Raw genomic sequence first — 23,528 nt, 5'->3', positions numbered from 1 at the left:
TATGAAAAATCGCTTTTTAGTTTTTATTCTTATGTCTTTACCACTTTATGTATCGGCATTTGAAGCTGTATTGGGGCATGATCCTACAGAACCATTAAGTTGGAGTTCTCCTGCTCCAGTTCAAAAAAAGGTCATAAAAAAACGTCAATATTTCCCTTCTTTGCAGGCAATAAATTGCAATGCAGAGTCTGATTGTTATGCCGTATTAGATGATAAATCAATGAAAAGAGGCGATAAAGTCTCCGGTTATACATTATTAACCATTGGTGAAGAAAGCGTTTCGATTGGTCGTGCGGGTAAGCAATGGCAACTTTCTCTATTTCCACAAAATATTAAAAATTAAGGTTTGCAGTAATGAAAGTACGTAATGTCATCATTGGTTTCATGGTTGCCTCTTTAACGGGTTGCTCAATGGGTCATCGTGATCCTGTTGAAATTAAGCAGACCTTAGATAAATCCATTAATGAAAATGGTGGTCAGCTACTTGCTGATTTACCCGCTTCGGTGCAAGCTGATTTAATGCCAGATCTAAACACGCCTCATGTTGAGGTTGAAGAGCCAGTTAAGCGTTTCAGAGTCAGAGCAAATGGTGTAGGCGCAAAAGCATTTTTTACGAGTTTAGTTAAAGGAACTGAATACAGTGTCGTTATTCACCCTCAGGTTTCTGGTCGTATTACGATGAACTTGAGTGATGTTACGATGGATGATGTTCTTTCATCGGTTGAAGACTTATATGGTTACGATATCGTTAAAGCTGGAAAAGTATTACAAGTTTACCCAGCGACAATTCGTACAGAGACTATTCCTGTCGATTATTTACAGCTAACTCGTAAAGGACGTTCATTAACAACGATTACGACAGGGTCGATTACCAATTCGGACAGTAATTCATCAAATAATAATAATTCAAGTTCTAAATCGAACAATAATTCATCATCGTCGTCATCTTCTGCTACGGGTGGAACTGAGATTGAAACAACGAGTGAGAGCGATTTTTGGAAAGAGTTAGAAACCGCTATTTCTGTAATGATAGGAAATGGAGCTGATCGAAGTGTTGTCGTATCTCCTCAAGCAAGTGTGGTAACTATTACTGCTTCTCCTGATGAGTTACGTAAAGTAAAACAATTTTTAGGTACTTCTCATAAGCGATTACAACGTCAAGTTATCCTTGAAGCTAAATTACTTGAAGTCACATTAAGTGATGGTTATCAGCAAGGCATTAATTGGTCGAATCTGACAGCATCGTTAGGCGGTACTGATGTTGTTTTTGGACAGACTCCAGGGCTTGTTCAAGGTGCATTGCCTGGAATGGATACCATTGGAACATTATTAGGTGGTCAGACAAACATTACAGTTTCAGATGGTAATTTCCAAGCCGTATTAAGCTTTATGGATACACAAGGTGACTTAAATGTACTTTCAAGTCCGAGAGTGACTGCTGCAAATAACCAAAAAGCCGTGATTAAAGTTGGTCGTGACGAGTACTACGTAACTGAAGTATCAAGTGTTACTGGTAGTGGTGATAACTCTAATGCCTCTCCAGAAGTAACATTAACGCCTTTCTTCTCTGGTATTTCTTTAGATGTAACGCCTCAGATCGATGATAAAGGTAATGTCATGTTACATGTTCACCCATCGGTTATTGATGTTGAGAATGAGATAAAAGAGATTGATCTAGGTGATGTTGGTGGTGTATTGAAATTGCCATTAGCGAAAAGTTCTATTCGTGAATCTGATTCTGTGATCCGAGCAAAAAGCGGTGATGTAGTTGTTATCGGTGGCTTAATGAAATCACAAACTGTTGACCAAGTATCAAAAGTTCCATTATTAGGTGATGTTCCAGCATTAGGGCATTTATTTAGAAATGTTAGCCAGTTAACTCAAAAAACGGAATTGGTTATTTTATTAAAACCAACAGTTGTTGGTGTGGATACTTGGCAAGAAGAATTAGAACGTTCTCGTGATCTATTGCAAGAATGGTTCCCCGAGGAGTAATCAAATACCAGCATGTATGAAGCTCATTTTGGGTTAAAGCAGTTACCATTTACGCTAACACCCAATACCTCACTGTTTCATGGATTATCGCCTCATTATGAGGCGATTAATACCGTGTTATCTGCGATATCTATGGGCGAGGGAATAATTAAAGTTACTGGTGAAGTGGGCACAGGAAAAACATTAGTCTGTCGAATGTTGATTAATGAGCTGCCCTCTAATGTTGAATTGCTTTACCTTCCTAATCCGGTAATGAATGGTCATGAACTTCGACAAGCTCTAGCAAAAGAGTTATGGCTTGATCAAAGTGGTGATGACATTGCATTGATTGACCGTATTCATGAAAAAATTATTGATTTACATGCTGAGGGGAAATTAGTCGTTGTATTCATTGATGAAGCACAAGCATTAAGTGATGAAGCATTAGAGACTTTGCGTTTGTTTGGTAATTTAGAAACTGACTATAAAAAATTGCTACAGATAGTGCTGTTTGGGCAACCTGAATTGGATGAGAGATTACAGCAGCATAATTTAAGACAGTTAAGGCAGCGAATTACTTTTTCTGCATCATTAAGAGCATTAAATATTAATGAAACTGTCGCTTATATTCGATATAGGATGACTGAATCAGGCTGTGATGATAATCCATTTTCACTAAGTCAAATGAAAGCGATATGGAAGGCAACTAATGGGATTCCTCGCTTAATTAATCAGATTTGCCATAAATCTTTGTTAATTACTTTTTCAGAGCAAGTAGTAAAAGTGTCTTCTAAAGCCGTATTTAACGCCATCATTGATACGGCTGATACTGTTAAACCTAAGCATTACTTCCCTAAGTTTTGGGGATGGAGAATATCGTGAGTGTGACTAATAAAGCGTTATTAAATATAACTCAGAAAGATGAAAAAAAAGAAAAACAGCACTCATTGTCTCCTGCGGATATACCGAATATTGAGTCAAAATACAAAGCATCGTTTTTCTTTGCTATTGGTGTACTTAGTTCTTTGTCGTTAATTGGGTGGTCAACATTAAGTGAATCGACAGAGCAAAATGTAGATCTGAAAAAGAGTGCTCATACTCAACAGCAAGTTCTAACGACAGAAGTGAGTGAACACGCTTCGAGTAATATTAAAACAACTCAATTATTGATTTCACCAACAAAAAAAGAATCAACATTAGCGGTGAGTTCTATTTATGCCGAGAAGCCAATATCGGCGGATAAGATTGAAGTGAGCGCTTCGGGTCGTAGTAAGTCTGCTCAGAATCACTCTATAGTGGATAAACCACAATTGATAACATCGACAGGGATTGTTAAACCAACATCAAAGTCGACATCAATTGTTCCTGCAACACCAAAAGAGCAAGCACAAGCCAATGAAATGTTGCAAGTTGAAGAAGTTGAATTATTGCCATCAGAACTAGCTCATAGAAGTAGAGAGGCGGCTAAAAAAGCACTAGATAGATCCGATTTTAAAGCGGCGATGAAAGAGTATTACACCGTACTTAAGTATCAACCTAGTGATGAAGAGTCACGAAAAAGGCTCGCAGCTTTGCTTTATGGTAAGCGTGATGTGAGTGAAGCTGCGGCCATTCTTCAGCAAGGAATAAAGCTTAACGATGACAGTGTAGAGCTAAGATTAGCGCTGTCGAGTCTATTACAAAAAGAGCAACAGCCAGAAGCCGCTCTTTCTGTATTGGAATATATCCCTGTTGGTGCGTCAGTTGATTATCTTGCAACTCGTGGTGGCTTAGCTCAACAGTTGAAGTTGATGGACTTAGCAAAAGAAAGTTATCAGATGTTGGTTAACCAAGAACCAGATAATGGCCGTTGGTGGTTAGGTTTAGCTATTGTTTATGAAAGAGAAACAAAAGTAAAACCTGCTTATGAAGCATACCAAACGGCACTAATTAAGCCGGGTTTATCTCGCTCATCTCAAGCGTTTGTTCGTGATCGAATTAAATTATTAGCAACAATGGAAGGAATTGAGTAATGCGTCTTAAGTTAAGAAAAAGACTTGGTGATCTATTAGTCGAAGAAAACATTGTTACTGAAGAACAAATCGAACAGGCTCTTTCGACTCAAAAGAAAACAGGGAGAAAGTTAGGGGCAACATTAATTCAGTTAGGTTTCCTGAGTGAAAAACAAATGCTGACGTTTTTATCTCAGCAATTGGGTGTCCCTTTAGTTGATTTGAACCGTGCTGAAATTGATGCAGCAGCCGTGCAATTGTTGCCTGAAGTACATGCTCGTCGCTTGCGTGCATTAGTTCTTAGTCAGCAAGGTAATACGATTCGAGTAGCAATGAGTGATCCTGCTGATTTGTCTGCTCAAGAAGCCTTGTTTTCACAGCTTCAGCAATATCAGGTAGAAATGGTAATTGCTTCTGAAAGACAATTAGTGGATAGCTTTGATCGTTTCTATCGTAGAACCAAAGAAATTGCGTCATTTGCAGAGAAGTTGCATTCAGAACACCAAGTAAACGACGATTTTAATTTTGGTATATCAGATAATGATAATGAAGAAGTTACCGTTGTTAAGCTGATTAACTCATTATTTGAAGATGCGATTCAAGTCGGTGCTTCAGATATACATATTGAACCAGATGAAAGAGTTCTGCGTTTACGTCAGCGTATTGATGGGGTATTACACGAAACATTATTAAATGAAGTTAATATCGCTTCAGCATTGGTTTTACGTTTAAAACTGATGGCGAATTTGGATATTTCTGAAAAACGTTTGCCACAAGATGGACGATTTAATATCAAATCTCGTGGTCAGTCTGTGGATATTCGTTTATCGACAATGCCAGTTCAATATGGTGAGTCGGTTGTTATGCGTTTATTGAATCAGACATCAGGCGTTCAAGAGTTAGAACAATCTGGATTACCGGAACATTTACTTACTCGTCTGCGTAAACAACTCCGTCGTCCGTATGGCATGATCCTAGTTACAGGACCAACAGGTTCTGGTAAAACGACGACATTATACGGTGCTTTAAGTGAATTAAATCAGCCAAGTAAAAAAATCATTACAGCAGAAGACCCGGTTGAATATCGTTTACCTCGCGTTAATCAAGTACAAGTAAACAGCAAAATTGATTTAAGTTTTTCAAAAATCTTAAGAACGTTTTTACGTCAAGATCCGGATATCATCCTTATTGGTGAAATGCGTGATCAAGAAACGGTGGAAATTGGTTTACGTGCCGCTTTAACCGGTCACCTTGTGCTATCTACATTGCACACCAATGATTCTGTTGATAGTGCTTTACGTATGATGGATATGGGCGCGCCAGGCTATCTTGTTGCTAGTGCCGTTCGTGCGGTATTAGCTCAGCGTCTAGTAAAAAAAGTATGTCCTGAATGTTCAGCTCCTGATGAATTGGATGACGCAAGAAAACAATGGGTTCAAAGCCGTTTTCCAAATCAAGTAGGAGTAAATTTCCAACGTGGTAACGGATGTCAAAGCTGTAATTTAACAGGTTATCGTGGTCGTATTGGTGTGTTTGAATTATTAGAGTTGGATCAACCTATGATGGACGCACTAAGAGCAAATGATGCGGTTGGATTTTCACAAAAAGCACGTCAAAATCCTGATTATAAACCACTGCTTGCTTCTGCTATGGAGTTAGCGATAAGTGGTGTGATTAGCTTGGATGAAGTGATGGTATTAGGTGAAGGGGATCACGCGTCTTCTCATCAACCAATATTGATGTAGGCATAAATCATGGCAATTTTTAAATACAGCGGAAGAAATCTTCGAGGAGAATCTGTTTCAGGATCCATTGAAGCGACATCTCAAGAGTCTGCTGCTGAGCAATTGATGAATGATGGAGTGATTCCTACAGGGATAAAAGCCAATAAATTTGGTGGAACATCTCGTTCTATGGATTGGAAAAAATGGTTGCAGCCAAGTATTCCTTTAGAAGTTTTGGTTATTTTTTGTCGCCAAATGTACAGCTTAACCAAAGCTGGTGTCCCTTTATTAAGGGCTATGAATGGCTTAGCTCAGAACAGTAATAACAAGTTATTAAAAACAACGTTAGAAGAGGTTACTACTGATTTAACTAACGGGCGAAGTTTGTCTGTATCTATGCAGCAACACCCACAAGTGTTTAGCTCTTTGTTTGTTTCAATGATCCATGTTGGTGAGAATACCGGTCGATTGGACCAATCTCTCATGCAATTGGCTAATTATTACGAACAAGAAATGGAGACCCGTAAGCGAATTAAGTCAGCAATGCGTTATCCCGTATTTGTTTTAACTTTTATCTTGCTTGCGATGTTTGTACTAAATATCAAAGTGATCCCTCAGTTTGCAGGGATGTTTGCTCGTTTTGGTGTGGAATTACCATTGCCAACTCGAATACTTATCGCAACATCGAGTTTCTTTGTTAATTATTGGCATTTATTAATTGGCGCAATGACTGGCGCGATGTTTGCTTTTCAAGCTTGGATTAGCCGAGCTGAAGGCCGAGAAAAATGGGATAAGTTTCGTTTACGTCTACCGATCGTCGGAGGTATTGTCACTCGAGCTCAAATGTCTCGTTTCTCAAGAACATTTGCATTGATGTTGAAGTCGGGGGTTCCATTAAATCAATCCCTTGCATTATCAGCAGAGTCTCTAGGGAATAAATATCTAGAGAATCGATTGTTAGAAATGAAAGCAGGCATTGAGTCGGGTACCAGCATGTCAGCGACAGCGGCACAAAGTGGGATCTTTACTCCTTTGGTACAACAGATGATTGCGGTTGGTGAAGAAACGGGTCAAATAGACGATTTACTATTGGAAGTCTCTGATTTTTATGATCGTGAAGTGGATTATGATTTGAAGACGTTAACTGCACGAATTGAACCGATTTTATTGGTCATCGTGTCAGGCATGGTTTTGATTTTAGCATTAGGTATTTTCTTACCGATGTGGAACATGTTGGATGTAGTAAAGGGAACCTAATTATGTCAGCAACCCGAATTTTATGGGGCGCGCTTGTCATTATTTTATTAGCTGTGATTTTTATTAATTGGGAGCAAATAGAACCCGAAGTAGAAGATACAGCAATCATTATGACAAGTAGGGAGATACTCTCTTCGGCAAATGAGTTTAAAAATTATTGGGTTGTTAATGGGCAACCTAAGACAATGGTAAAAGATGATATAGACGTCAGGTTCAGCTCTTTAGGGTGGCCAATTGTACTTAAAGAAGATGATGAGATTGACTGTTTACAATGGTTACATCTTTTATTACCCAATAAAGACAAAATTTATGCGGACAGCATCGAAATTAAAAAACCGGAATTAGTAAAAAAAGAGCAGTATCGTTGTGACTATAGTATGGCAAATGGTAAGGTGGTTTCGGTAATGTTAGTAAAAGATGCATTAAAAGTAAGTGTCGGATTTATAGATAAAAAATAAGTGGCAAATTTTTGACGAACGCCGTATTTTTTTTTGTATAATCCCTTACAATTCATGGAAAAATTAAGAATAGAGAGAAGCAGTACAATGAAGACACAAAAAGGTTTCTCACTGGTTGAGCTGGTGATTGTAATTGTTGTTATTGGTCTATTAGCTACAGTGGCATTACCTCGTTTTTTAGATGTCAGTCTTGAAGCGAAAAAAGCAAGTATTGAAGGTGTCGCTGGTGGTTACGCTACGGCTGTTCTTTCTGCAAGAGCACAGTGGGAAGCGGAAGCTCGACCAAAAACTGATGGTTACAATGCGGTTAGCTATGATGGTACTGAATTTTGGTTAACGGATCCTTCTCAAGCTAATCAAGCAAACTACCGTCCAGGTTATCCAATTGCACCAAGAGAAGATTTGGATGGTAATGATACGGGCAGTTACCCAGCATCATTAACATCAAAAGAGTGTATTTTGTTGATGGAAATGTTGTTACAGAATGCACCGCATGTGACAGACGATAAAAATGATAATGAAGGTAAGTATCTTGCTGAAGTGATCAGTGAGAATAGCCGTAGTCAATGTAAATACACACAACAAGAAAATGAAGGTCACTTTTTTACTTACGAGCCTGAATCAGGTCGTGTTGTCGTGACATTACAATAAGTAATTTAAGCGCCTGTAGATGAGCTAGGATAGCGATGTATGGGTGAATAAATCTGTTTTAACCGATGGCGTTTTGACAGTTTGCGTTAATAGTTTTTGGGTTTTAACAATAATGATGGCACTGGTTTTGTGCTATCGATTTTATAATAAAAGAGAGAAGTAACATGAAAAGACAAGGTGGTTTCACCCTTATCGAGTTAGTGGTTGTTATCGTGATTTTAGGTATTCTTGCAGTAACTGCAGCACCTAAATTCTTAAACCTGCAATCTGATGCGCGTGCATCATCTCTGCAAGGTCTAAAAGGTGCAATGGCTGGTGCAGCTGGTATCGTTTATGGTAAAGCGGCGATTGATGGTAAAGAAACGGCTACAACAGAAACTGATGTTGATGGTATTGCTACAAAATACGGTTACCCAATGGCTAAAGATACGGGTATTGGTGAAGCGGTTGTTGGTCTATCTGAAGATTGGAGCAGTGCAGTATCTGGTGCAACTTTAGTTGTTGGTTTTAAAGCTGATTCAGCAACAGCTGCAACAATTACAGCAACTAACTGTTTTGTTACATACGGAGAAGCAACAACAGAATCTTCTGGCGTATCAACAATCGTTACTGATACTGGTTGTTAATCTAATTCAACCTCTTTAGTTAAAAACCAGCGATCTCCGCTGGTTTTTTTGTATCTAAAAATAACAAACCATTCGCTATATCTATAATTTCCGTTATCCTAGTAACAGGAGATTATAAGGTAACGGATGATGACTTTTCCTCTCAAAAAAAATCAAATAAAACAACGACAAAATAGGAATGGCTTTACTTTGGTGGAGCTTATCGTTGTGATCCTGCTACTTGCGATTATTGCAGTTTACACCGCCAGTAAATACATGGGAGCAAGCCGTTTTTCATCAGCTGCAGCCCAAGAGCAAGTTTTGTCTATTTTACGTCATGTTCAAATTGCATCGATGCAAACGAATACTTCTCATATCAATAATGCGTGTCGTTCTGTTCACATTGCATCAAATCAATTTGGTGTGGATTCCGCGTGTCAAAGTCAAGGGATGACGAGTGCCGTATTATCCGATTACTCCAAAGAAAATGATCGTGAAAATCTAGATATGATCCGTTTAAGTTATGTTTTTAATACGGCAAGTGGTGCGGTGACTATTTCTGAGCTTTCGTTTGACTTATTAGGACGACCAACAATTCCGGCATCATCAGATTTAACTCTTTGCACTCAAGAAGATTGCCGTATCACGATTACAACCCCATCAACAAATGAAAGCCGTTCTGTTTGTATCAATAACGAAGGCTTTATGTATCGTTCTTTGCAAAGTACGAGTTGTAAAATATGAAAAGGGGCTTGAATGTACAACGAGGGTTAACCTTGATTGAGTCGATCGTAGGCATTGTGATCTTAGGATTTGCATTATCGATCTTGGTATCTGGTGTGTTTACTTCTTCTTCCATATCTCATAAGGCGACTTATCAAGCACAAGCCGCCACGCTTGGTCATTCTGTAGTAACGGATATTTTAAGCCGTCAGTTTGATGAAAATAGTGATCCTAATGGTGGTCAATATCGATGTGGTGAAAAGGATGGCAGTGGAACACTCATTAGTTGCTCTACGAATTTAGGTAAGGATGGGGCTGAAACCATTGCAGCAACATTTAATGATGTTGATGACTTTATTGGTTGTTGGGGGGAGCTCTCTGTATGTTCTTCAACTAGCTTGCCGCAATACCAATTAGGTGATCTTATTGGTGTCTCTAATGCCGATGAGTATAAAAATTTTACGGTTGAAATAACGGTTAACTATAACGATGTTGATAATTCAGGTACGGTAATAACACCGTATAAGCTTATTAGAGTAACCCTCTATGGAAGTAACCATGCCAAGTACACTTTTAGTGCGTATCGAGGTAATTACTAATGAAACGTGCATTAGGGTTTACGTTAATTGAGCTTATTTTAACCATTGTTGTTGTTGGACTTGTTGCTTTGGCTGCGAGTAATACACTACAACTTGGTTTTCAAAGTTATAACGACAGCATTGATCGTCAAGATAATCAAATGCAGGCTAAATTCTTAATTGAAAAGTTAAGTCGTGAATTACGTCACGCGGTTCCTAATAGCATCGACGTTACTTCAAATAATCAGTGTATTAGTTTTGTTCCCATTGAACGCAGTGCATTTTATTTGTCTTTTCCTTTGATAAATCAAAAAACAATCGACGTAGTTTTATTGTCAGAAGTTCCTTTGAATACGAATAATCTACGCTTGATAATTAACCCAAGTACCCAAGATGATTTACTTCAAGAAGAAAACCATAGATACGTAATGGTAGATAGCGTTGGTATTTCTGGTGGCGTATCAACGGTTATGTTCTCAAGTAATAATAATCCAGCCTTCATATCAAATTCAGTTTCTGAACGCGCATTTTTCTATCATCCTAATCCTATTGAATATTGCATTGTGGGAGATGGTGTTTTTCGTTCAAATACACAACTCATTAATCAGGTTCATAACGGTCATTTCTCTTTTGAAAATGCATCAATTCAACGTAATAGCATAATGAAGTTAGTGTTAGCTTTTAAAAATGACCTTGGTGAAATTACTCAATATCAACATGATGTGCAGGTGATAAATGTTCCCTAATAAAAGAAAGCAGAAGGGTAATTTGTTGGTTATGTCCATTGTTGTCATGGTGGTAGTTGGCTTTTTATCTCTTAATTTATTGAAAGTAGAAAATAGTAATCATGACACGCTTTCTAAAGAAGTATTGGGTACTCAAGCATGGTTTTTAGCGCATTCGGGTGCTGAATGGGGGCTAACTCAACTTTTTCCTATTGGTGTTTCTGGTGCTAATACAAGTATCTGTAATGGCGTGGTTCGTCGTCCTAATATGAGAGCGGATGAGAGTGGCTGTAAAGAAAAGCCAGAAGTGGTATGCGTGACAAATACGGTGAATTATCACAGTGAAGAGATTCAATATTTTAAAATTACAAGTTCAGTAACTTGTGGTTCTGGTATTGATCAAGTTACACGAGTTCAAGAAGTATGGGCAAAGGAGATTAATTGATGAATAGAATTTGTATTTACTTTATTAGTTGTATTTCCTTATTTTGCTTTTCTATGAATTCTAATGCAGAAGTAAAGAAAGAATTAAATACGATTGATGATATGTGTCAGTATTTTCCATCTACTGCTCAAACTTGGTTTGATGGTGGTGGCTCAAAACAATTAATCGTTGATGGTGAAAAGGGACGTAATCGTTCTTACATTGAGACTCCGAATCGAAAGGTTGGATTTCCTCTTGGTTCTATGAACTTAAAGTCTGGAAATACATGTGAAGACGGTAACGGAGAAAGTGGCGATTGTATTGCAGATCCTTCTTTAATGGTTCCTCAGTTATCAATACCACTTGAGTTTACAGGAGCGGATGGCTCTATTGATGGGATAGATGATATTACTATTACCCCTGGCCATTATACATCGATAAATTTGAGGGGGGGGAATGCTGCTGATTATATTCAGGTAGTTATTGAACCTGGGGTTTATTGGGTTAATCAATTTTATGCGACGGGTTTTGCGGATATATATTTTTCAAATATAGAAAAAACTATCATTCATGTTCAAAAATGGACAGATTCTGGTAGTGCCGTTTATAACCATGAAGCAAAGCCAGATAATCTATTAATTTTAGCTCATGGAATTAATACCGATATAATAATGTCGGGATCGAATTTATTAAAAGCGCATTTATATAGTGAAAATAAGGTAACTCTTAACGGTAATATTTCTGTTCATGGGGCGGTTACAGCAAAGAAAATAAGTTTATCATCTAATTCTCGAATAATCGGCGAAAGTGAGTGCATCAACCCAAGCAATGATATCCAACTCGTCATCTCTCCAACTTCAGGGAAAGGACTTGCTTGTGACGGTATAGAAATTGATTTTTCTCTTGTTGATACCAATGGTGATGTGATTGAAGGTAAAGGACAAGAATTACAAGTAACCAGTACCCCGGTTGCTACTGGAGATAGAAACTCAGCGTGTTGGAGTGACGATGGAAACATTACAACTCCCGAGTGTAACCATGCTGATGACAGTCGTTTTGAAACGGTGTTTCCATCAAGCGGTCCTGCTGTGGTTACTCGATATATTCATAGTAAATTCTTAAATTCTTATAACGTTTCAGCCAGTGTTAGTAGTGAAAATCTAACTACGACAGAAGGACCGTATGAGTTTATCGCTAAAGCAATCAGCATTGTTCCATCAGAAGGTGTTGATGGTTCTGATAGCAATCAAGTAGCAGGGCGTCCTTATCCTTTTAGATTAATGATACGCGGACAAGAAAATGAATATGAAAATGCACTCAGTTGCACAATAATTAAAGAAACAACGGACATTAATGTTACTTTTTCGAATTCAGTCTTACCTGCGACAAGTAATGAGAGAATTGAAATCAAAAAAGAAGGCAGCAGCTGGGCTGAAGCAAACAAAAGTGTATCGATTTCATTTGTGAATGGTGTTGCCGGTGGAGATGAAAATCAAGCTGATGGTTCTCTTCAAGCTCGATTGAATGATGCTGGAAAGGCAAAATTAACAGCCAGTGCAAATATTCAAGGTGATACGTTTACGACCTCAGAGCAATTTTATTTCCGTCCTTTTACCGCAGCATTGTGTGACCAATCATCTACATTACCGTCTTATATCGATGAGCTTAATGGCGCTTACTTGGCTTCTGGAACTGATTTTAATGCTTATTTAAAAGCGGTGAATTGGATTAAAGAATTAGATTCTGGAACTTATGGAAATGGAATTCCAGATCATGATAACCCATCTTTAGTTTGCAGTCAGACTGTGACGCCAAGCTATATTACTCATAGTGAAGGGAGCGCTAAGTTAAATCTATCTTCTCAAGTATATTACCCACAATCAGGTGCTATCGGCGTCGTTACTGTTGATGGACAACCTATTGCGGATTTTAATAAAGAAGTGACAAATGAGAACCAAAACTCATCAACTAAGATAAATTGGAATGAAGTAGGTACATTAAGTTTTGATGTTTTCCAGAATGATTACTTTAACCGTTCTGGGTTTAATATTCCGTCAACGGCTTCTAAGGTAGGGCGCTTTTACCCTGCATATTTTTCTATCACAAATACCGAGTGGGATTATCCTCAAAAGCAAGGCACATCAGAGGGTAGCTTTGTATATATGGATCAATTTTTTAAAAATGTGGATTTTCAAGTTACTGCTTATAGTGCTTTAGATTCAGAGGTCACCAACTATGGTCAGTTTAACGATGAGTTAAAATCTAGGTTCTCATTGGTTGGGGAATACGCTTCTCGCTTAAATATTACTGATGTGGATTTAGATGAAACGCATTGGGGTGATAAGGCTGTATGGCAAGTTACGAATTTAGATCATGCTGTGATGTGGTCAAAAAAAGAGGGGGCACCTTCATTTGGAAATCGTACTACGGTGGTCGATGGCCCGTTTAATACATCGGGGCACTCAAGTTCAGAAATCACAAGTTTAAGCCTAAAAATTAGTGGTGTAGATCCTGTTTCCTTCATTAAAGATCAACAATTAGTAGAGGCAGAACTTTTATCTCAACCGGATGTTCGTTATGGGCGAATGGTATTAGATAATGTAGGCGTTGCTTCAGGACAATCTGTATCAGTGCCCCTTAGGGTTGAATATTGGGATGGTCAGCGTTTTATTTTAAGTAAAGAAGATGACGCAGCCATATTTAATGGTTCATCTTATTATAAGCAAACTATTTGGCCAGAACCTGATAAGGAAAGTGCTGCGAAATTAATGGGAACTGGTGGTATTAAATCTGGTCTTAACTCAATTGATCTAAGAGCAGAACCCGATAACAATCAGTTGAGAGAGCAAATCCGCTTTTGGTTGTGCTTATCTGAAGGTTCGCCACAATTAAGTGAAAAGCATACACATTGTGAATTAAAACCATCGGGTTTATACCTACAACCTTGGTTACAATTCAATTGGCGAGGTAAAGGAGATGAAGATCCTTCGACGCTTGTCACTTTTGGGGTGTATCGAGGTAATGATCGTGTTATTTTTCGTGGTGAAAGTAACATTATTGGTACTTCTAACTAAAAAATGAATAAAAATCCTGATTTGCTTCAGGATTCTGTAGCAATACCTTGCTGATTCGGCTAGGCATTGGTACATTTAATAAAATTTATCTTATTCTCACGTTTTCAGGAAATACGAAGATTATGTTCAAGAAACTTCGTGGCATGTTTTCAAACGATCTATCGATTGATCTAGGTACTGCCAACACACTTATCTATGTAAAAGGTCAAGGCATTGTTCTTGATGAGCCTTCAGTGGTTGCTATTCGTCAAGATCGTTCAGGTTCAGCTAAAAGTGTAGCTGCCGTTGGTCATGATGCAAAACAGATGCTAGGCCGTACTCCTGGTAACATTTCTGCAATTCGCCCAATGAAAGATGGCGTTATTGCTGACTTCTACGTAACAGAAAAAATGCTTCAGCACTTCATTAAGCAAGTGCATGACAACAGCGTGTTACGTCCAAGTCCTCGCGTATTAGTTTGTGTTCCTTGTGGTTCTACACAAGTTGAGCGTCGTGCTATCCGTGAATCTGCACAAGGTGCAGGCGCACGTGAAGTGTTCCTTATTGATGAGCCAATGGCTGCTGCAATCGGTGCTGGCCTTCCAGTATCTGAAGCAACAGGTTCAATGGTTGTTGATATCGGTGGTGGTACAACAGAAGTTGCTGTTATCTCTCTAAACGGTGTGGTTTATTCATCATCTGTACGTATTGGTGGTGACCGTTTTGATGAAGCAATCATTAACTACGTTCGTCGTAACTACGGCAGCTTGATTGGTGAAGCAACTGCTGAACGTATTAAACATGAAATCGGTTCGGCTTACCCTGGTGATGACGTATGTGAAATTGAAGTGCGTGGTCGTAACCTTGCAGAAGGTGTGCCTCGTAGCTTTACACTAAACTCGAACGAAATCCTTGAAGCACTTCAAGAGCCTCTATCTGGTATCGTATCTGCGGTAATGGTTGCACTAGAACAGTGTCCACCTGAATTGGCTTCTGATATTTCAGAACACGGTATGGTATTAACGGGGGGCGGTGCACTACTTCGTGATTTAGACCGTCTTCTAACAGAAGAAACGGGGATTCCAGTTGTTGTTGCTGAAGAGCCTCTAACATGTGTTGCTCGTGGCGGCGGTAAAGCATTAGAAATGATCGATATGCACGGTGGCGATCTATTTAGTGAAGAGTAATAACAACTAACGGGTGAGTGGATATGACTCCAATCTTTGGTAGAGGTCCTTCTCTACAATTTCGCCTGTTTATTGCAGTAATGGTATCGGCTAGCCTAATGTTAGCCGATAGTCGTTTAAATGCCTTTTCCGACATACGTTACCTATTAAATAGCTTTGTTTCCCCAATTCATTATGCGGCAAACCTTCCTCGTACTATGTTTAATGGCATGTATGAACGGTTTAATAGCCGTAATACTCTCATGCTTGAAAATCAGCGCCTTAAACAAGAAATGTTTGTTCAAAACAGTAATTTGTTGCTAATGGAGCAGCTGAAACAAGAAAATAGTCGTTTACGTAATTTACTTGGTTCACCATTTATTCGTGATGAGAAAAAGATGGTAACGGAAGTAATGGCGGTGGATTCCGCACCTTATACACATCAAGTAATGATAGATAAAGGCTCCGTTGATGGCGTATATGAAGGTCAGCCAGTCATCAGTGATAAAGGTATCGTTGGGCAAATTAACTATGTTGGAGCACATAACAGCCGAGTGTTGTTATTAACGGATGCAAATAATGCAATTCCTGTGCAGGCAGTTAGAAATGACATTCGTGTTATTGCATCGGGCAAAGGTCACTTAGATATGATGCAACTTGAGCACATACCAACAAATACTGACTTAAAAGTTGGGGATTTATTGGTAACTTCTGGTTTAGGTCAACGTTACCCTGAAGGGTATCCGGTTGGGTATATCTCTAAAATAGATAATGATAATAAACGCCCATTTGCTTCTATTGATATAGAAACTACGGTTGAGTTTGATAAATTACGTTATTTATTACTTGTATGGCCAACAGGAAATGAACTAGCACCAAAGGAGATGTCTGATGGCGAGTAGTCATTTAATGCGTGGAAGGGTCATTATTTGGCTTTCTTTTTTAATCGCATTGACGTTACAAGCAGCTCCTTGGCCTGGTGCTTTAGAGGTTCTAAGACCGTCGTGGATCATTTTAGTGACCTTTTATTGGGTGCTAGCTCTACCACATCGAGTGAATGTGGGAACGGCAATGGTGCTTGGGATCTTATGGGATCTATTACTAGGAACAACATTAGGCATCCGTGGTATGACCATGGCGATATTGGTTTATTTGGTTGCTGCTAACTTTAAGGTCTTGAGAAACTTAGCCTTATGGCAACAAGCTGCAATATTCTCTGGTTTAACCCTATTAGGGAAAATATTAGAGTTTATGGGGGAGTTTTTAGTTCATGATGTGTCTTTTAACGCACATTTTTTATGGGCAGGCGTGTTAAACTTCCTACTATGGCCTTGGTTGTTTTTATTAATGCGAAGAGTTCGCCGTCATTGGTCAATTCGATAGGAAAGCAAGAATGGAAGCGCAAGTTTTCTTAGCGTCAGGTTCTCCGAGAAGAAAAGAGTTGTTAACGCAATTAGGTTATCAATTTGATGTGTTATCGGTGGATGTTGAAGAGATACATCAAGAACATGAAACGGCATTGATGTATGTTGAGCGTTTATCTAAAGATAAGGCTCAAGCTGGCGTTAAAGCGATAGAAAAAACAAAGAGTAAATATACCCCAGTATTGGGCTCTGACACCATCGTTGTTATCGATGGTGTTATTTTAGAAAAACCAAAAGATTTTGAAGATGCTAAGAGAATGCTCTTGGCACTGTCTGGTCGTCAACATCAAGTAATGACTGCTGTAACGATTGCCACACCTGAAAAAATAAGAACCAAAACAGTAATTACTCAGGTATGGTTTAAAACGCTTTCTGAACAAGAAATAGAACAATATTGGGAAAGTGGTGAACCTTGCGATAAAGCAGGGTCATACGGTATTCAAGGTAGTGGTGGGCGATTTGTCTCGCGTATTGATGGCAGCTATCACGCTGTCATGGGACTGCCTTTGATGGAAACAGATCAGCTCTTACACCAATTTTTGTAAAATTAGTGAGGTGCTCCAAATGAGTACAGAGTTGTTAATAAACGTAACTCCGAGCGAAACTCGAGTTGCGATGATTGAAGCCGGTGTGCTTCAAGAAGTTCATGTAGAAAGAGAAGCAAGGCGCGGTATTGTTGGTAATATTTATAAAGGCCGTGTAAGCCGAGTATTACCGGGCATGCAAGCTGCGTTTATTGATATCGGTTTGGATAAAGCCGCATTTCTTCACGCCTCAGATATTGTCCCTCATACAGAATGTGTTTCTGAAAATGAAAAACGTCAATTCCAAGTAAGGGATATTTCACAGCTTGTCCACCAAGGACAAGATCTCGTTGTACAAGTAGTAAAAGATCCGCTTGGTACAAAAGGTGCTCGTCTGACAACAGATATTACTCTACCTTCTCGTTACTTGGTATTTATGCCAGGAGCAAGTCACGTTGGTGTATCTCAACGTATTGAAAGCGAGAAAGAGCGTAATCGTTTAAAAGACACCGTCTCTGATTATTGTGATGAGTTTGGTGGGTTTATTATTCGAACCGCAGCTGAAGGTGCGAGTGAGGCTGAGATCTCACAAGATGCTGCTTTCTTAAAACGTTTATGGCATAAAGTAATTGAACGTCGTAAAAAGAATAAAACAAAATCAATGCTTTATGGTGAGCTAGGTTTGGACCAACGTATTTTACGTGACTTTGTTGGTACAGAGCTAGACCTTATCCGTGTGGATTCAAAGCTAGCATTTGAGAAGCTAAAAGAATTTACAACAGAATTCGTACCTGAATTAACAAAGAAATTGGAATATTACTCAGGTGATAAGCCTATCTTTGATATGTATGAAACTGAGAATGAAATTCAACGAGCACTTGATCGTAAAGTTGAATTAAAATCTGGCGGTTATCTGATTATCGATCAAACCGAAGCTATGACCACTGTGGACATAAATACTGGTGCTTTTGTTGGTCGACGCAATTTAGAAGAAACCATTTTTAATACCAATATTGAAGCTACACAAGCGATAGCTCGTCAACTTCGCTTACGAAATTTAGGTGGAATCATCATTATTGATTTCATTGATATGTTAAGTGAAGAGCATCGTCGCCGAGTTCTCCAATCTTTAGGTACTGCTTTAGAAAAAGATCGTGTAAAAACCAATATCAATGGTTTTACACAACTTGGTTTAGTTGAGATGACGCGTAAACGAACTCGAGAAAGTATTGAACATATCTTATGTGGTCAATGCCCTACTTGTGAAGGTCGTGGAGCAGTGAAAACCGTGGAAAGCGTATGTTATGAAATTTTACGTGAAATCACGCGTGTAAACCGAGCGTATGACTCTGATAAGTTTGTTGTTTATGCCTCGGTAGCTGTTGCTGATGCTCTTGAAGGGGAAGAGTCTCATGCGCTAGCTGAACTCGAACTTTTTATTGGTAAACAAGTTAAAATTCAAGCTGAACCTCTTTATATTCAAGAGCAGTTTGACGTCGTTATGATGTAAGAGAAAAATAAGTGACCACTAAGTTAATTCGTTTTGAACGTTGCTTGATGGGATTATTGCTGCTGGTATTTTTACTAGCAGCATTAGTCATTACCAGCCTGCGCCTTTTTCTACCTACTCTCAACCAATATCAGCCCGAAATTGAAACTTTCCTTTCAGAAACGACAGGGTTTTCTATCTCTATTGGTGAAGTTAAAGGACGTTGGAGAAATACCAACCCGTCATTAAATCTTAGAAAATTGACCGCAGTTGATCCAAGCACTGGCGATGAAATAATTTCAGTGGGAGCGGTTGAGATTCAACTTAATATTTTATCTTCATTATGGGCACAGCAACCTCAATTTGCTGATTTAAGAATTGATAAGTTGACTGCAGATCTTACTTCGTTAGGTCCTTCAAGTTTAGGGAAAAATGAGGAAGATATAAAAGCAGAAAAAGAGAGTGATGAGTCTTTAGCTAAACGTTTAGAAGACTTATTTCTCGTTCGTTTAAATCACTTCTCCATAAAAAGTTCTCAAGTTGCTTTCATGGCGCTTGATGGTAACGAAAAAACCATTCAGATTGACTCTCTTCAATGGCGTAATGAACGTCGAAAACACTTAGCAGAAGGCATCGTCAGTGTTATTGGTAGTGAAATCAATCAACTTAAAGTCATTGCTAATTTCAAAGAAAAAGGATCATTTAAAAGTTTAGATGGTCACTTTTATGTTGAAGCTAAAAATATTCAAGTGACGCCTTGGATCACTGATTCTATCCAAAAAGAATATGGAATAACGCAAGGTGAAGTATCAGTAAATGCTTGGTTTTCTTTTAAAAATGGCCAACCAATTGATGCATTAGTTGAAGCGTCTCCTTCGTATTTAAATTGGGTTGAAGATAAAAGTATTCATCAGGTTAGTGTAGAAGGCGGCGTGTTTGAGCTTCAACCTGATAATAAAGGGTGGAATGTTTTTGCAACGGATGTACAGGTTAAGCATCAAGGAAATAAATGGCCTGAAATTACCGGCAGTTTTTCTTGGCAACCTGAAAAATGGGTTTTAAATTTAGCTCATATTGATTTGCAAAGTGCGCTAGGGTTGAAAACATTATTGCCGCCTTCTCAAGATAATGTGACAGATCTACTGACAACGTTAAATCCAAAAGGCAGCGTGAATGATATCCGCGTGGAATTGGATAAAACAACGGGATTGAATTATTCAGCATCGATTTTATCTGCTGGAATGAACCAGTGGGAGCTTCTTCCAGGGTTTCATAAGTTGGATGTGTTAATTACTGGCAACGAAGAGAAAGGTAAAGCAAAACTGTCTTTGGTTGATGATACTCTTCCTTATGGTGATGTTTTCCAAGCGCCATTAAATATTAAAGACGGTGATGTTACCGCTTATTGGGAAGTGAATAATGACGGCTGGCGTTTATGGTCTGATTACATTTATGTTTCTACACCTGACTTACAAGCAAGAGGGGAGTTCCGCTTAGATTTCCCAACAGATAAACCATCTGTACTTTCTTTTTATGCTGAAGCAGATGCATTTAATGCAGATCAGACGTGGCGCTATTTGCCAACATTAGCATTAGGCCAAGATCTTACTGATTATTTGTCTGCGGCTGTGCAAGGTGGTAATGCTAAAACCGTTCAACTGCTTTGGTATGGTGAGTTGGATGATTTTCCTTACACTAAATATGATGGTATTTTTCAGGTTAAAGTTGGCTTAAAAGATGCGCAGTTTGCTTTTGATACAGCGTGGCCACCATTAACTAATCTCCAATTGGATTTAATGTTCCAAAATGCATCGATGTTTTTAAGTTCGCATTCAGCGGATCTTATGGATGTCCATGCCACTCGAGTAACAGGTCGAATTGCAAACCTATCTGAAGATGGAAAATTAACGATTCGAGCAACGGCGAATGGTTCAGGTAAAGCGGTTCGAGAGTACATGACAGCAACGCCATTGGTTGATTCTGTGGGGGCTGCATTAAATAGCATACAAGTTGATAATCGTGTGGATGCATTGCTGCGTTTAGATATTCCATTCTCTGGTGAGGGTGTTCGAGCGTGGGGTTATGCTGATTTAGCGAATAACCATATAGAGTTGCAGTCGCCTAATATTGTATTAACTAATGCTAAAGGGCGCATCGAGTTTGATAATGATGTTGTGAAAGCGAGTGGGATTAAAGCTTCGTTGCTTGGGCAACCTGTTTCGTTATCTTTCCATGGTGAAGACCAATCTGATTACTATGGTGTAAAAATTGAAACCAAAGGTAATTGGAAAATTGCACCACTTAAAAACTATATTGATTCGCCTATGATGGATAAGGTGAGTGGTACTTCTTCATGGAATTCAAATATTAATCTCCAAGTTGCAGATGTTGGTTTTACTTATCAGATTGGCGTTTATGCGCAATTAGGTAATATGGCTTCAACGCTTCCTTATCCTTTAGCATCAGAGAGAGGAACAACTGAAAAGGCATCGCTACAAGTTTCTGGAAACTCTGAAAAACTATCAGGGCGATTAACTTTACCTGATACAAAATATCAAGCTGAAATAGATATTACGGGTAAAATTCCAGAGATTACAGCTAGTCATGTAGTTGTTGGTAAAGGGAATTACAAGGTCAGCCCTATCGTTGGTAATTCGGCGTCAATCAATACCAAGTATTTAGATGCTGATGCATGGATTGCAGAGCCTATTTTAAGTAAAGGGGCTAAGAAAAAATCAAAAAGTGTAGCTATGTCTCACTTTCCTGTTATTCCTGTACCGACTCGAATTGATTCAAATATTAAATCTCTTCATTTAGCATCGCTAGATTGGAATGATGTGAATGCTGATATTCGTAAAAAATCTCAAGGTTGGTATGCTCAGGTTCGAAGCCAAGAGGTCGATGGCAAGGCGAGCTGGAAAGATAATGATGAATTGCTAGTACAATTGGATAATCTGCATATATTTATTCCAAGTCTTGATAAGCCTGAAAATCAAAGAGGGCTAAATCGAGCAAAAGAGAATGAACCGCTAATATCCTCTTTTGACCGTGAGTTCTTCCGCTTAATGCCAAATTTAGAATTAACGATTAAAGATGCGTGGATTCAAGGTTACAAATTGGGGAAAGTTGACACAAAACTGCATAAGAAGGGTGATACTTTTTATTTAGATAAATTGAAAATTACCAGTGGTGAAAATAAATTAGCTATGTCTGGTAATTGGTTGTTAGATAAAGAAAAGAGTCATTCAACCTTTAAAGTGAAAGCGTCAGGTGAAAACAACTCAGAATTGTTAGCTCGATTTGGTATCAGTTCAGGCATTCAAAAAGCCAGCTATAGTATGGATGGTGATTTAAATTGGGATGGTGCTCCATGGAGTATTCGAACAAATACATTATCTGGTGAGTTAGCATCGACTTTAGGTGAGGGTGTGATTACCGATGTAAAAGGTGCTGCTCGCTTCTTAGGTTTATTTAGTATCGATTCTATTATCCGAAAAATGCAATTGGACTTTAGAGACGTATTTGATGATGGTATGGCCTTTAATTCAATTACAGGTAGCGGCAAGATGCGAAATGGTATCTTTGTTAGTAATAATCTAACGATGGATGCGGTCGCTGGTGAGATGAATATAAAAGGTAAAGCTGACTTAAATACTCGCTTAGTTGATGCAGAGGTTAGCTTTACGCCAGATTTAACATCGGGAATACCAATCATTACCGCATTTGCTGTAGCACCACAAACCGCAATTATCGTATTGGCTGTAGCGACGGCTATTGCTCCTGTTATTGACGTTATTACACAAGTTAATTATAAGGTTGAAGGGCCGCTAGATTCACCTACGGTAAAAGAGCTATCTCGTAGCCAAGGTGAATATCAATTACCTGAGAAAACGGAAAAATAAGAAAAGGACGTATTATGAGTAAAGTTGGTATTGTTCAGATGACTTCGGGAGCGGAGCCCGATGAGAATATTAAGCAGCTAAAACTCAAACTAAAAGGGCTACAACTACAAGGCGCTAAGTTAGTTTTAACTCCAGAAAATTGCATTGTATTTGGGCAAAAAGACGATTATGAGCGATATGCTGAGCCAGTAGGTAAAGGTGTATTACAAGACCAATTGTCAGCGCTTGCTCGTCATTATCAATTGTGGCTTGTGATAGGTTCATTCCCTACAAGAAATGAAAACGGCAGTTTATCTACGACCAGCCTTGTATTTGATGATAATGGTCATTTAGTCGAACATTACAATAAATTGCACATGTTTGATGTTGATGTCGAAGATAGGCATCAGAGTTACCGAGAATCCGATACTTTTACGGCTGGTAATGACATTAAAGTCGTAGATACGCCTATTGGGAAAGTTGGACTATCTATTTGCTATGATGTGCGTTTTCCTCAGTTGTATAGTGAATTACGTAAGCAGGGCGCTGAAATCATTCTTGTTCCAGCGGCTTTTACTAAAGTCACCGGCTATGCACATTGGGACATATTATTACGCTCAAGAGCCATAGAGACCCAGTGTTGGGTACTTGCTGCTGGGCAGTGGGGTAAACATGGTGCTGGACGCGAAACATGGGGGCATTCAATGATTATAGACCCGTGGGGCAATAAAGTGACCGCACAACAAGAAGGAACTGGTGTTATTATTGCTGATATAGACCTTGAGCAAATGAATCAAATCCGAAAAAAAATGCCTATAGCGGAACACGCTCGTTTAACCAGTCATCTGCTTTAAATACAGAAAAGAGTGAGTTTAGCCTAT

The 23,528-nt window shown here is 38.8% G+C and carries 21 protein-coding genes; all 21 read left to right on the top strand.

The features are described from left to right. Position 1: 1 nt before the first annotated feature. Entirely contained in the window at positions 2 to 343 is a 342-nt protein-coding gene (locus tag GNP81_RS11650) for a type IV pilus, mannose-sensitive hemagglutinin D (MSHK) (protein WP_155674816.1), read from the top strand. An 11-nt stretch (positions 344 to 354) separates the two neighbouring features. Then, a complete protein-coding gene (gene mshL, locus GNP81_RS11645; protein WP_155674814.1) occupies positions 355 to 1,995 on the top strand; it encodes a pilus (MSHA type) biogenesis protein MshL in 1,641 nt (546 codons plus the stop codon). A 12-nt stretch (positions 1,996 to 2,007) separates the two neighbouring features. After that, entirely contained in the window at positions 2,008 to 2,856 is an 849-nt protein-coding gene (locus GNP81_RS11640) for an ExeA family protein (RefSeq protein WP_155672051.1), read from the top strand. Next, entirely contained in the window at positions 2,853 to 3,986 is a 1,134-nt protein-coding gene (locus GNP81_RS11635) for a tetratricopeptide repeat protein (RefSeq protein WP_336495453.1), read from the top strand. Before GNP81_RS11640 ends, GNP81_RS11635 begins: the two co-directional genes overlap by 4 nt. After that, positions 3,986 to 5,710, top strand: a complete 1,725-nt coding sequence (locus GNP81_RS11630; RefSeq protein WP_155674812.1) for a GspE/PulE family protein — start codon at positions 3,986 to 3,988, stop codon at positions 5,708 to 5,710. Before GNP81_RS11635 ends, GNP81_RS11630 begins: the two co-directional genes overlap by 1 nt. Positions 5,711 to 5,719: 9 nt before the next feature. Beyond that, positions 5,720 to 6,946, top strand: a complete 1,227-nt coding sequence (locus GNP81_RS11625) for a type II secretion system F family protein (protein WP_155672048.1) — start codon at positions 5,720 to 5,722, stop codon at positions 6,944 to 6,946. A gap of 2 nt (positions 6,947 to 6,948) precedes the next feature. Beyond that, positions 6,949 to 7,404, top strand: coding sequence for a type IV pilus, mannose-sensitive hemagglutinin protein MshF (locus GNP81_RS11620; RefSeq protein WP_155672047.1), 456 nt, complete (start codon positions 6,949 to 6,951; stop codon positions 7,402 to 7,404). A gap of 87 nt (positions 7,405 to 7,491) precedes the next feature. Then, positions 7,492 to 8,055: a prepilin-type N-terminal cleavage/methylation domain-containing protein gene (locus GNP81_RS11615; RefSeq protein WP_005417465.1), complete on the top strand. Its 564-nt coding sequence runs from the start codon at positions 7,492 to 7,494 to the stop codon at positions 8,053 to 8,055. Between the two features lie 164 nt (positions 8,056 to 8,219). Next, a complete protein-coding gene (locus tag GNP81_RS11610; RefSeq protein WP_155674810.1) occupies positions 8,220 to 8,681 on the top strand; it encodes a prepilin-type N-terminal cleavage/methylation domain-containing protein in 462 nt (153 codons plus the stop codon). A gap of 126 nt (positions 8,682 to 8,807) precedes the next feature. Then, entirely contained in the window at positions 8,808 to 9,404 is a 597-nt protein-coding gene (locus GNP81_RS11605) for a type II secretion system protein (RefSeq protein ID WP_054775772.1), read from the top strand. Positions 9,405 to 9,412: 8 nt separating this feature from the next. Continuing rightward, positions 9,413 to 9,982: a type IV pilus modification PilV family protein gene (locus tag GNP81_RS11600; RefSeq protein ID WP_236798294.1), complete on the top strand. Its 570-nt coding sequence runs from the start codon at positions 9,413 to 9,415 to the stop codon at positions 9,980 to 9,982. After that, complete coding sequence (locus GNP81_RS11595; RefSeq protein ID WP_155672043.1) at positions 9,982 to 10,707, top strand: PulJ/GspJ family protein; 726 nt, start codon at positions 9,982 to 9,984, stop codon at positions 10,705 to 10,707. The genes GNP81_RS11600 and GNP81_RS11595 overlap by 1 nt, the downstream gene beginning before the upstream one ends. Next, positions 10,697 to 11,131, top strand: a complete 435-nt coding sequence (locus GNP81_RS11590; protein ID WP_196587437.1) for an MSHA biogenesis protein MshP — start codon at positions 10,697 to 10,699, stop codon at positions 11,129 to 11,131. Before GNP81_RS11595 ends, GNP81_RS11590 begins: the two co-directional genes overlap by 11 nt. A 53-nt stretch (positions 11,132 to 11,184) precedes the next feature. Next, complete coding sequence (locus GNP81_RS11585) at positions 11,185 to 14,184, top strand: DUF6701 domain-containing protein (protein WP_236798293.1); 3,000 nt, start codon at positions 11,185 to 11,187, stop codon at positions 14,182 to 14,184. A 122-nt stretch (positions 14,185 to 14,306) separates the two neighbouring features. Next, positions 14,307 to 15,350, top strand: coding sequence for a rod shape-determining protein (locus GNP81_RS11580; protein WP_005417472.1), 1,044 nt, complete (start codon positions 14,307 to 14,309; stop codon positions 15,348 to 15,350). A gap of 23 nt (positions 15,351 to 15,373) precedes the next feature. Then, complete coding sequence (gene mreC / locus GNP81_RS11575) at positions 15,374 to 16,231, top strand: rod shape-determining protein MreC (RefSeq protein WP_005417473.1); 858 nt, start codon at positions 15,374 to 15,376, stop codon at positions 16,229 to 16,231. Then, on the top strand, positions 16,221 to 16,712 hold the full coding sequence (gene mreD / locus GNP81_RS11570; RefSeq protein WP_005417474.1) for a rod shape-determining protein MreD: 492 nt from the start codon (positions 16,221 to 16,223) through the stop codon (positions 16,710 to 16,712). Before mreC ends, mreD begins: the two co-directional genes overlap by 11 nt. A gap of 10 nt (positions 16,713 to 16,722) precedes the next feature. Next, positions 16,723 to 17,298, top strand: a complete 576-nt coding sequence (locus GNP81_RS11565; protein WP_005417476.1) for a Maf family protein — start codon at positions 16,723 to 16,725, stop codon at positions 17,296 to 17,298. A gap of 19 nt (positions 17,299 to 17,317) precedes the next feature. Continuing rightward, positions 17,318 to 18,787 carry a ribonuclease G gene (gene rng / locus GNP81_RS11560; RefSeq protein ID WP_063668486.1) on the top strand — a complete coding sequence of 490 codons (1,470 nt, stop codon included), beginning with the start codon at positions 17,318 to 17,320 and terminating at the stop codon, positions 18,785 to 18,787. Positions 18,788 to 18,798: 11 nt separating this feature from the next. Beyond that, positions 18,799 to 22,668: a YhdP family protein gene (locus tag GNP81_RS11555; RefSeq protein ID WP_336495452.1), complete on the top strand. Its 3,870-nt coding sequence runs from the start codon at positions 18,799 to 18,801 to the stop codon at positions 22,666 to 22,668. 14 nt (positions 22,669 to 22,682) lie between these two features. Beyond that, the gene (locus GNP81_RS11550) at positions 22,683 to 23,501 is read left to right on the top strand and encodes a carbon-nitrogen hydrolase family protein (protein WP_155674806.1); all 819 of its coding nucleotides are present in this window, start codon (positions 22,683 to 22,685) and stop codon (positions 23,499 to 23,501) included. Positions 23,502 to 23,528: the final 27 nt, after the last annotated feature.

Source organism: Aliivibrio fischeri (genome assembly GCF_009727955.1).
In the GTDB taxonomy this organism is placed as follows: Bacteria; Pseudomonadota; Gammaproteobacteria; order Enterobacterales; family Vibrionaceae; genus Aliivibrio; species Aliivibrio fischeri_A.
Note: the sequence above shows the minus strand (reverse complement) of the source record. Positions and strands in the feature narration are given on the sequence as shown.

Coding starts and splice junctions, on each gene's coding strand:
- GNP81_RS11550 (WP_155674806.1), top strand. CDS start 22,683: ATGAGTAAAGTTGGTATTGTTCAGATGACTTCGGGAGCGGAGCCCGAT.
- GNP81_RS11610 (WP_155674810.1), top strand. CDS start 8,220: ATGAAAAGACAAGGTGGTTTCACCCTTATCGAGTTAGTGGTTGTTATC.
- GNP81_RS11650 (WP_155674816.1), top strand. CDS start 2: ATGAAAAATCGCTTTTTAGTTTTTATTCTTATGTCTTTACCACTTTAT.
- GNP81_RS11580 (WP_005417472.1), top strand. CDS start 14,307: ATGTTCAAGAAACTTCGTGGCATGTTTTCAAACGATCTATCGATTGAT.
- GNP81_RS11565 (WP_005417476.1), top strand. CDS start 16,723: ATGGAAGCGCAAGTTTTCTTAGCGTCAGGTTCTCCGAGAAGAAAAGAG.
- GNP81_RS11585 (WP_236798293.1), top strand. CDS start 11,185: ATGAATTCTAATGCAGAAGTAAAGAAAGAATTAAATACGATTGATGAT.
- GNP81_RS11620 (WP_155672047.1), top strand. CDS start 6,949: ATGTCAGCAACCCGAATTTTATGGGGCGCGCTTGTCATTATTTTATTA.
- rng (WP_063668486.1), top strand. CDS start 17,318: ATGAGTACAGAGTTGTTAATAAACGTAACTCCGAGCGAAACTCGAGTT.
- GNP81_RS11605 (WP_054775772.1), top strand. CDS start 8,808: ATGATGACTTTTCCTCTCAAAAAAAATCAAATAAAACAACGACAAAAT.
- GNP81_RS11615 (WP_005417465.1), top strand. CDS start 7,492: ATGAAGACACAAAAAGGTTTCTCACTGGTTGAGCTGGTGATTGTAATT.
- GNP81_RS11630 (WP_155674812.1), top strand. CDS start 3,986: ATGCGTCTTAAGTTAAGAAAAAGACTTGGTGATCTATTAGTCGAAGAA.
- GNP81_RS11625 (WP_155672048.1), top strand. CDS start 5,720: ATGGCAATTTTTAAATACAGCGGAAGAAATCTTCGAGGAGAATCTGTT.
- GNP81_RS11590 (WP_196587437.1), top strand. CDS start 10,697: ATGTTCCCTAATAAAAGAAAGCAGAAGGGTAATTTGTTGGTTATGTCC.
- mreC (WP_005417473.1), top strand. CDS start 15,374: ATGACTCCAATCTTTGGTAGAGGTCCTTCTCTACAATTTCGCCTGTTT.
- GNP81_RS11640 (WP_155672051.1), top strand. CDS start 2,008: ATGTATGAAGCTCATTTTGGGTTAAAGCAGTTACCATTTACGCTAACA.
- mshL (WP_155674814.1), top strand. CDS start 355: ATGAAAGTACGTAATGTCATCATTGGTTTCATGGTTGCCTCTTTAACG.
- GNP81_RS11595 (WP_155672043.1), top strand. CDS start 9,982: ATGAAACGTGCATTAGGGTTTACGTTAATTGAGCTTATTTTAACCATT.
- mreD (WP_005417474.1), top strand. CDS start 16,221: ATGGCGAGTAGTCATTTAATGCGTGGAAGGGTCATTATTTGGCTTTCT.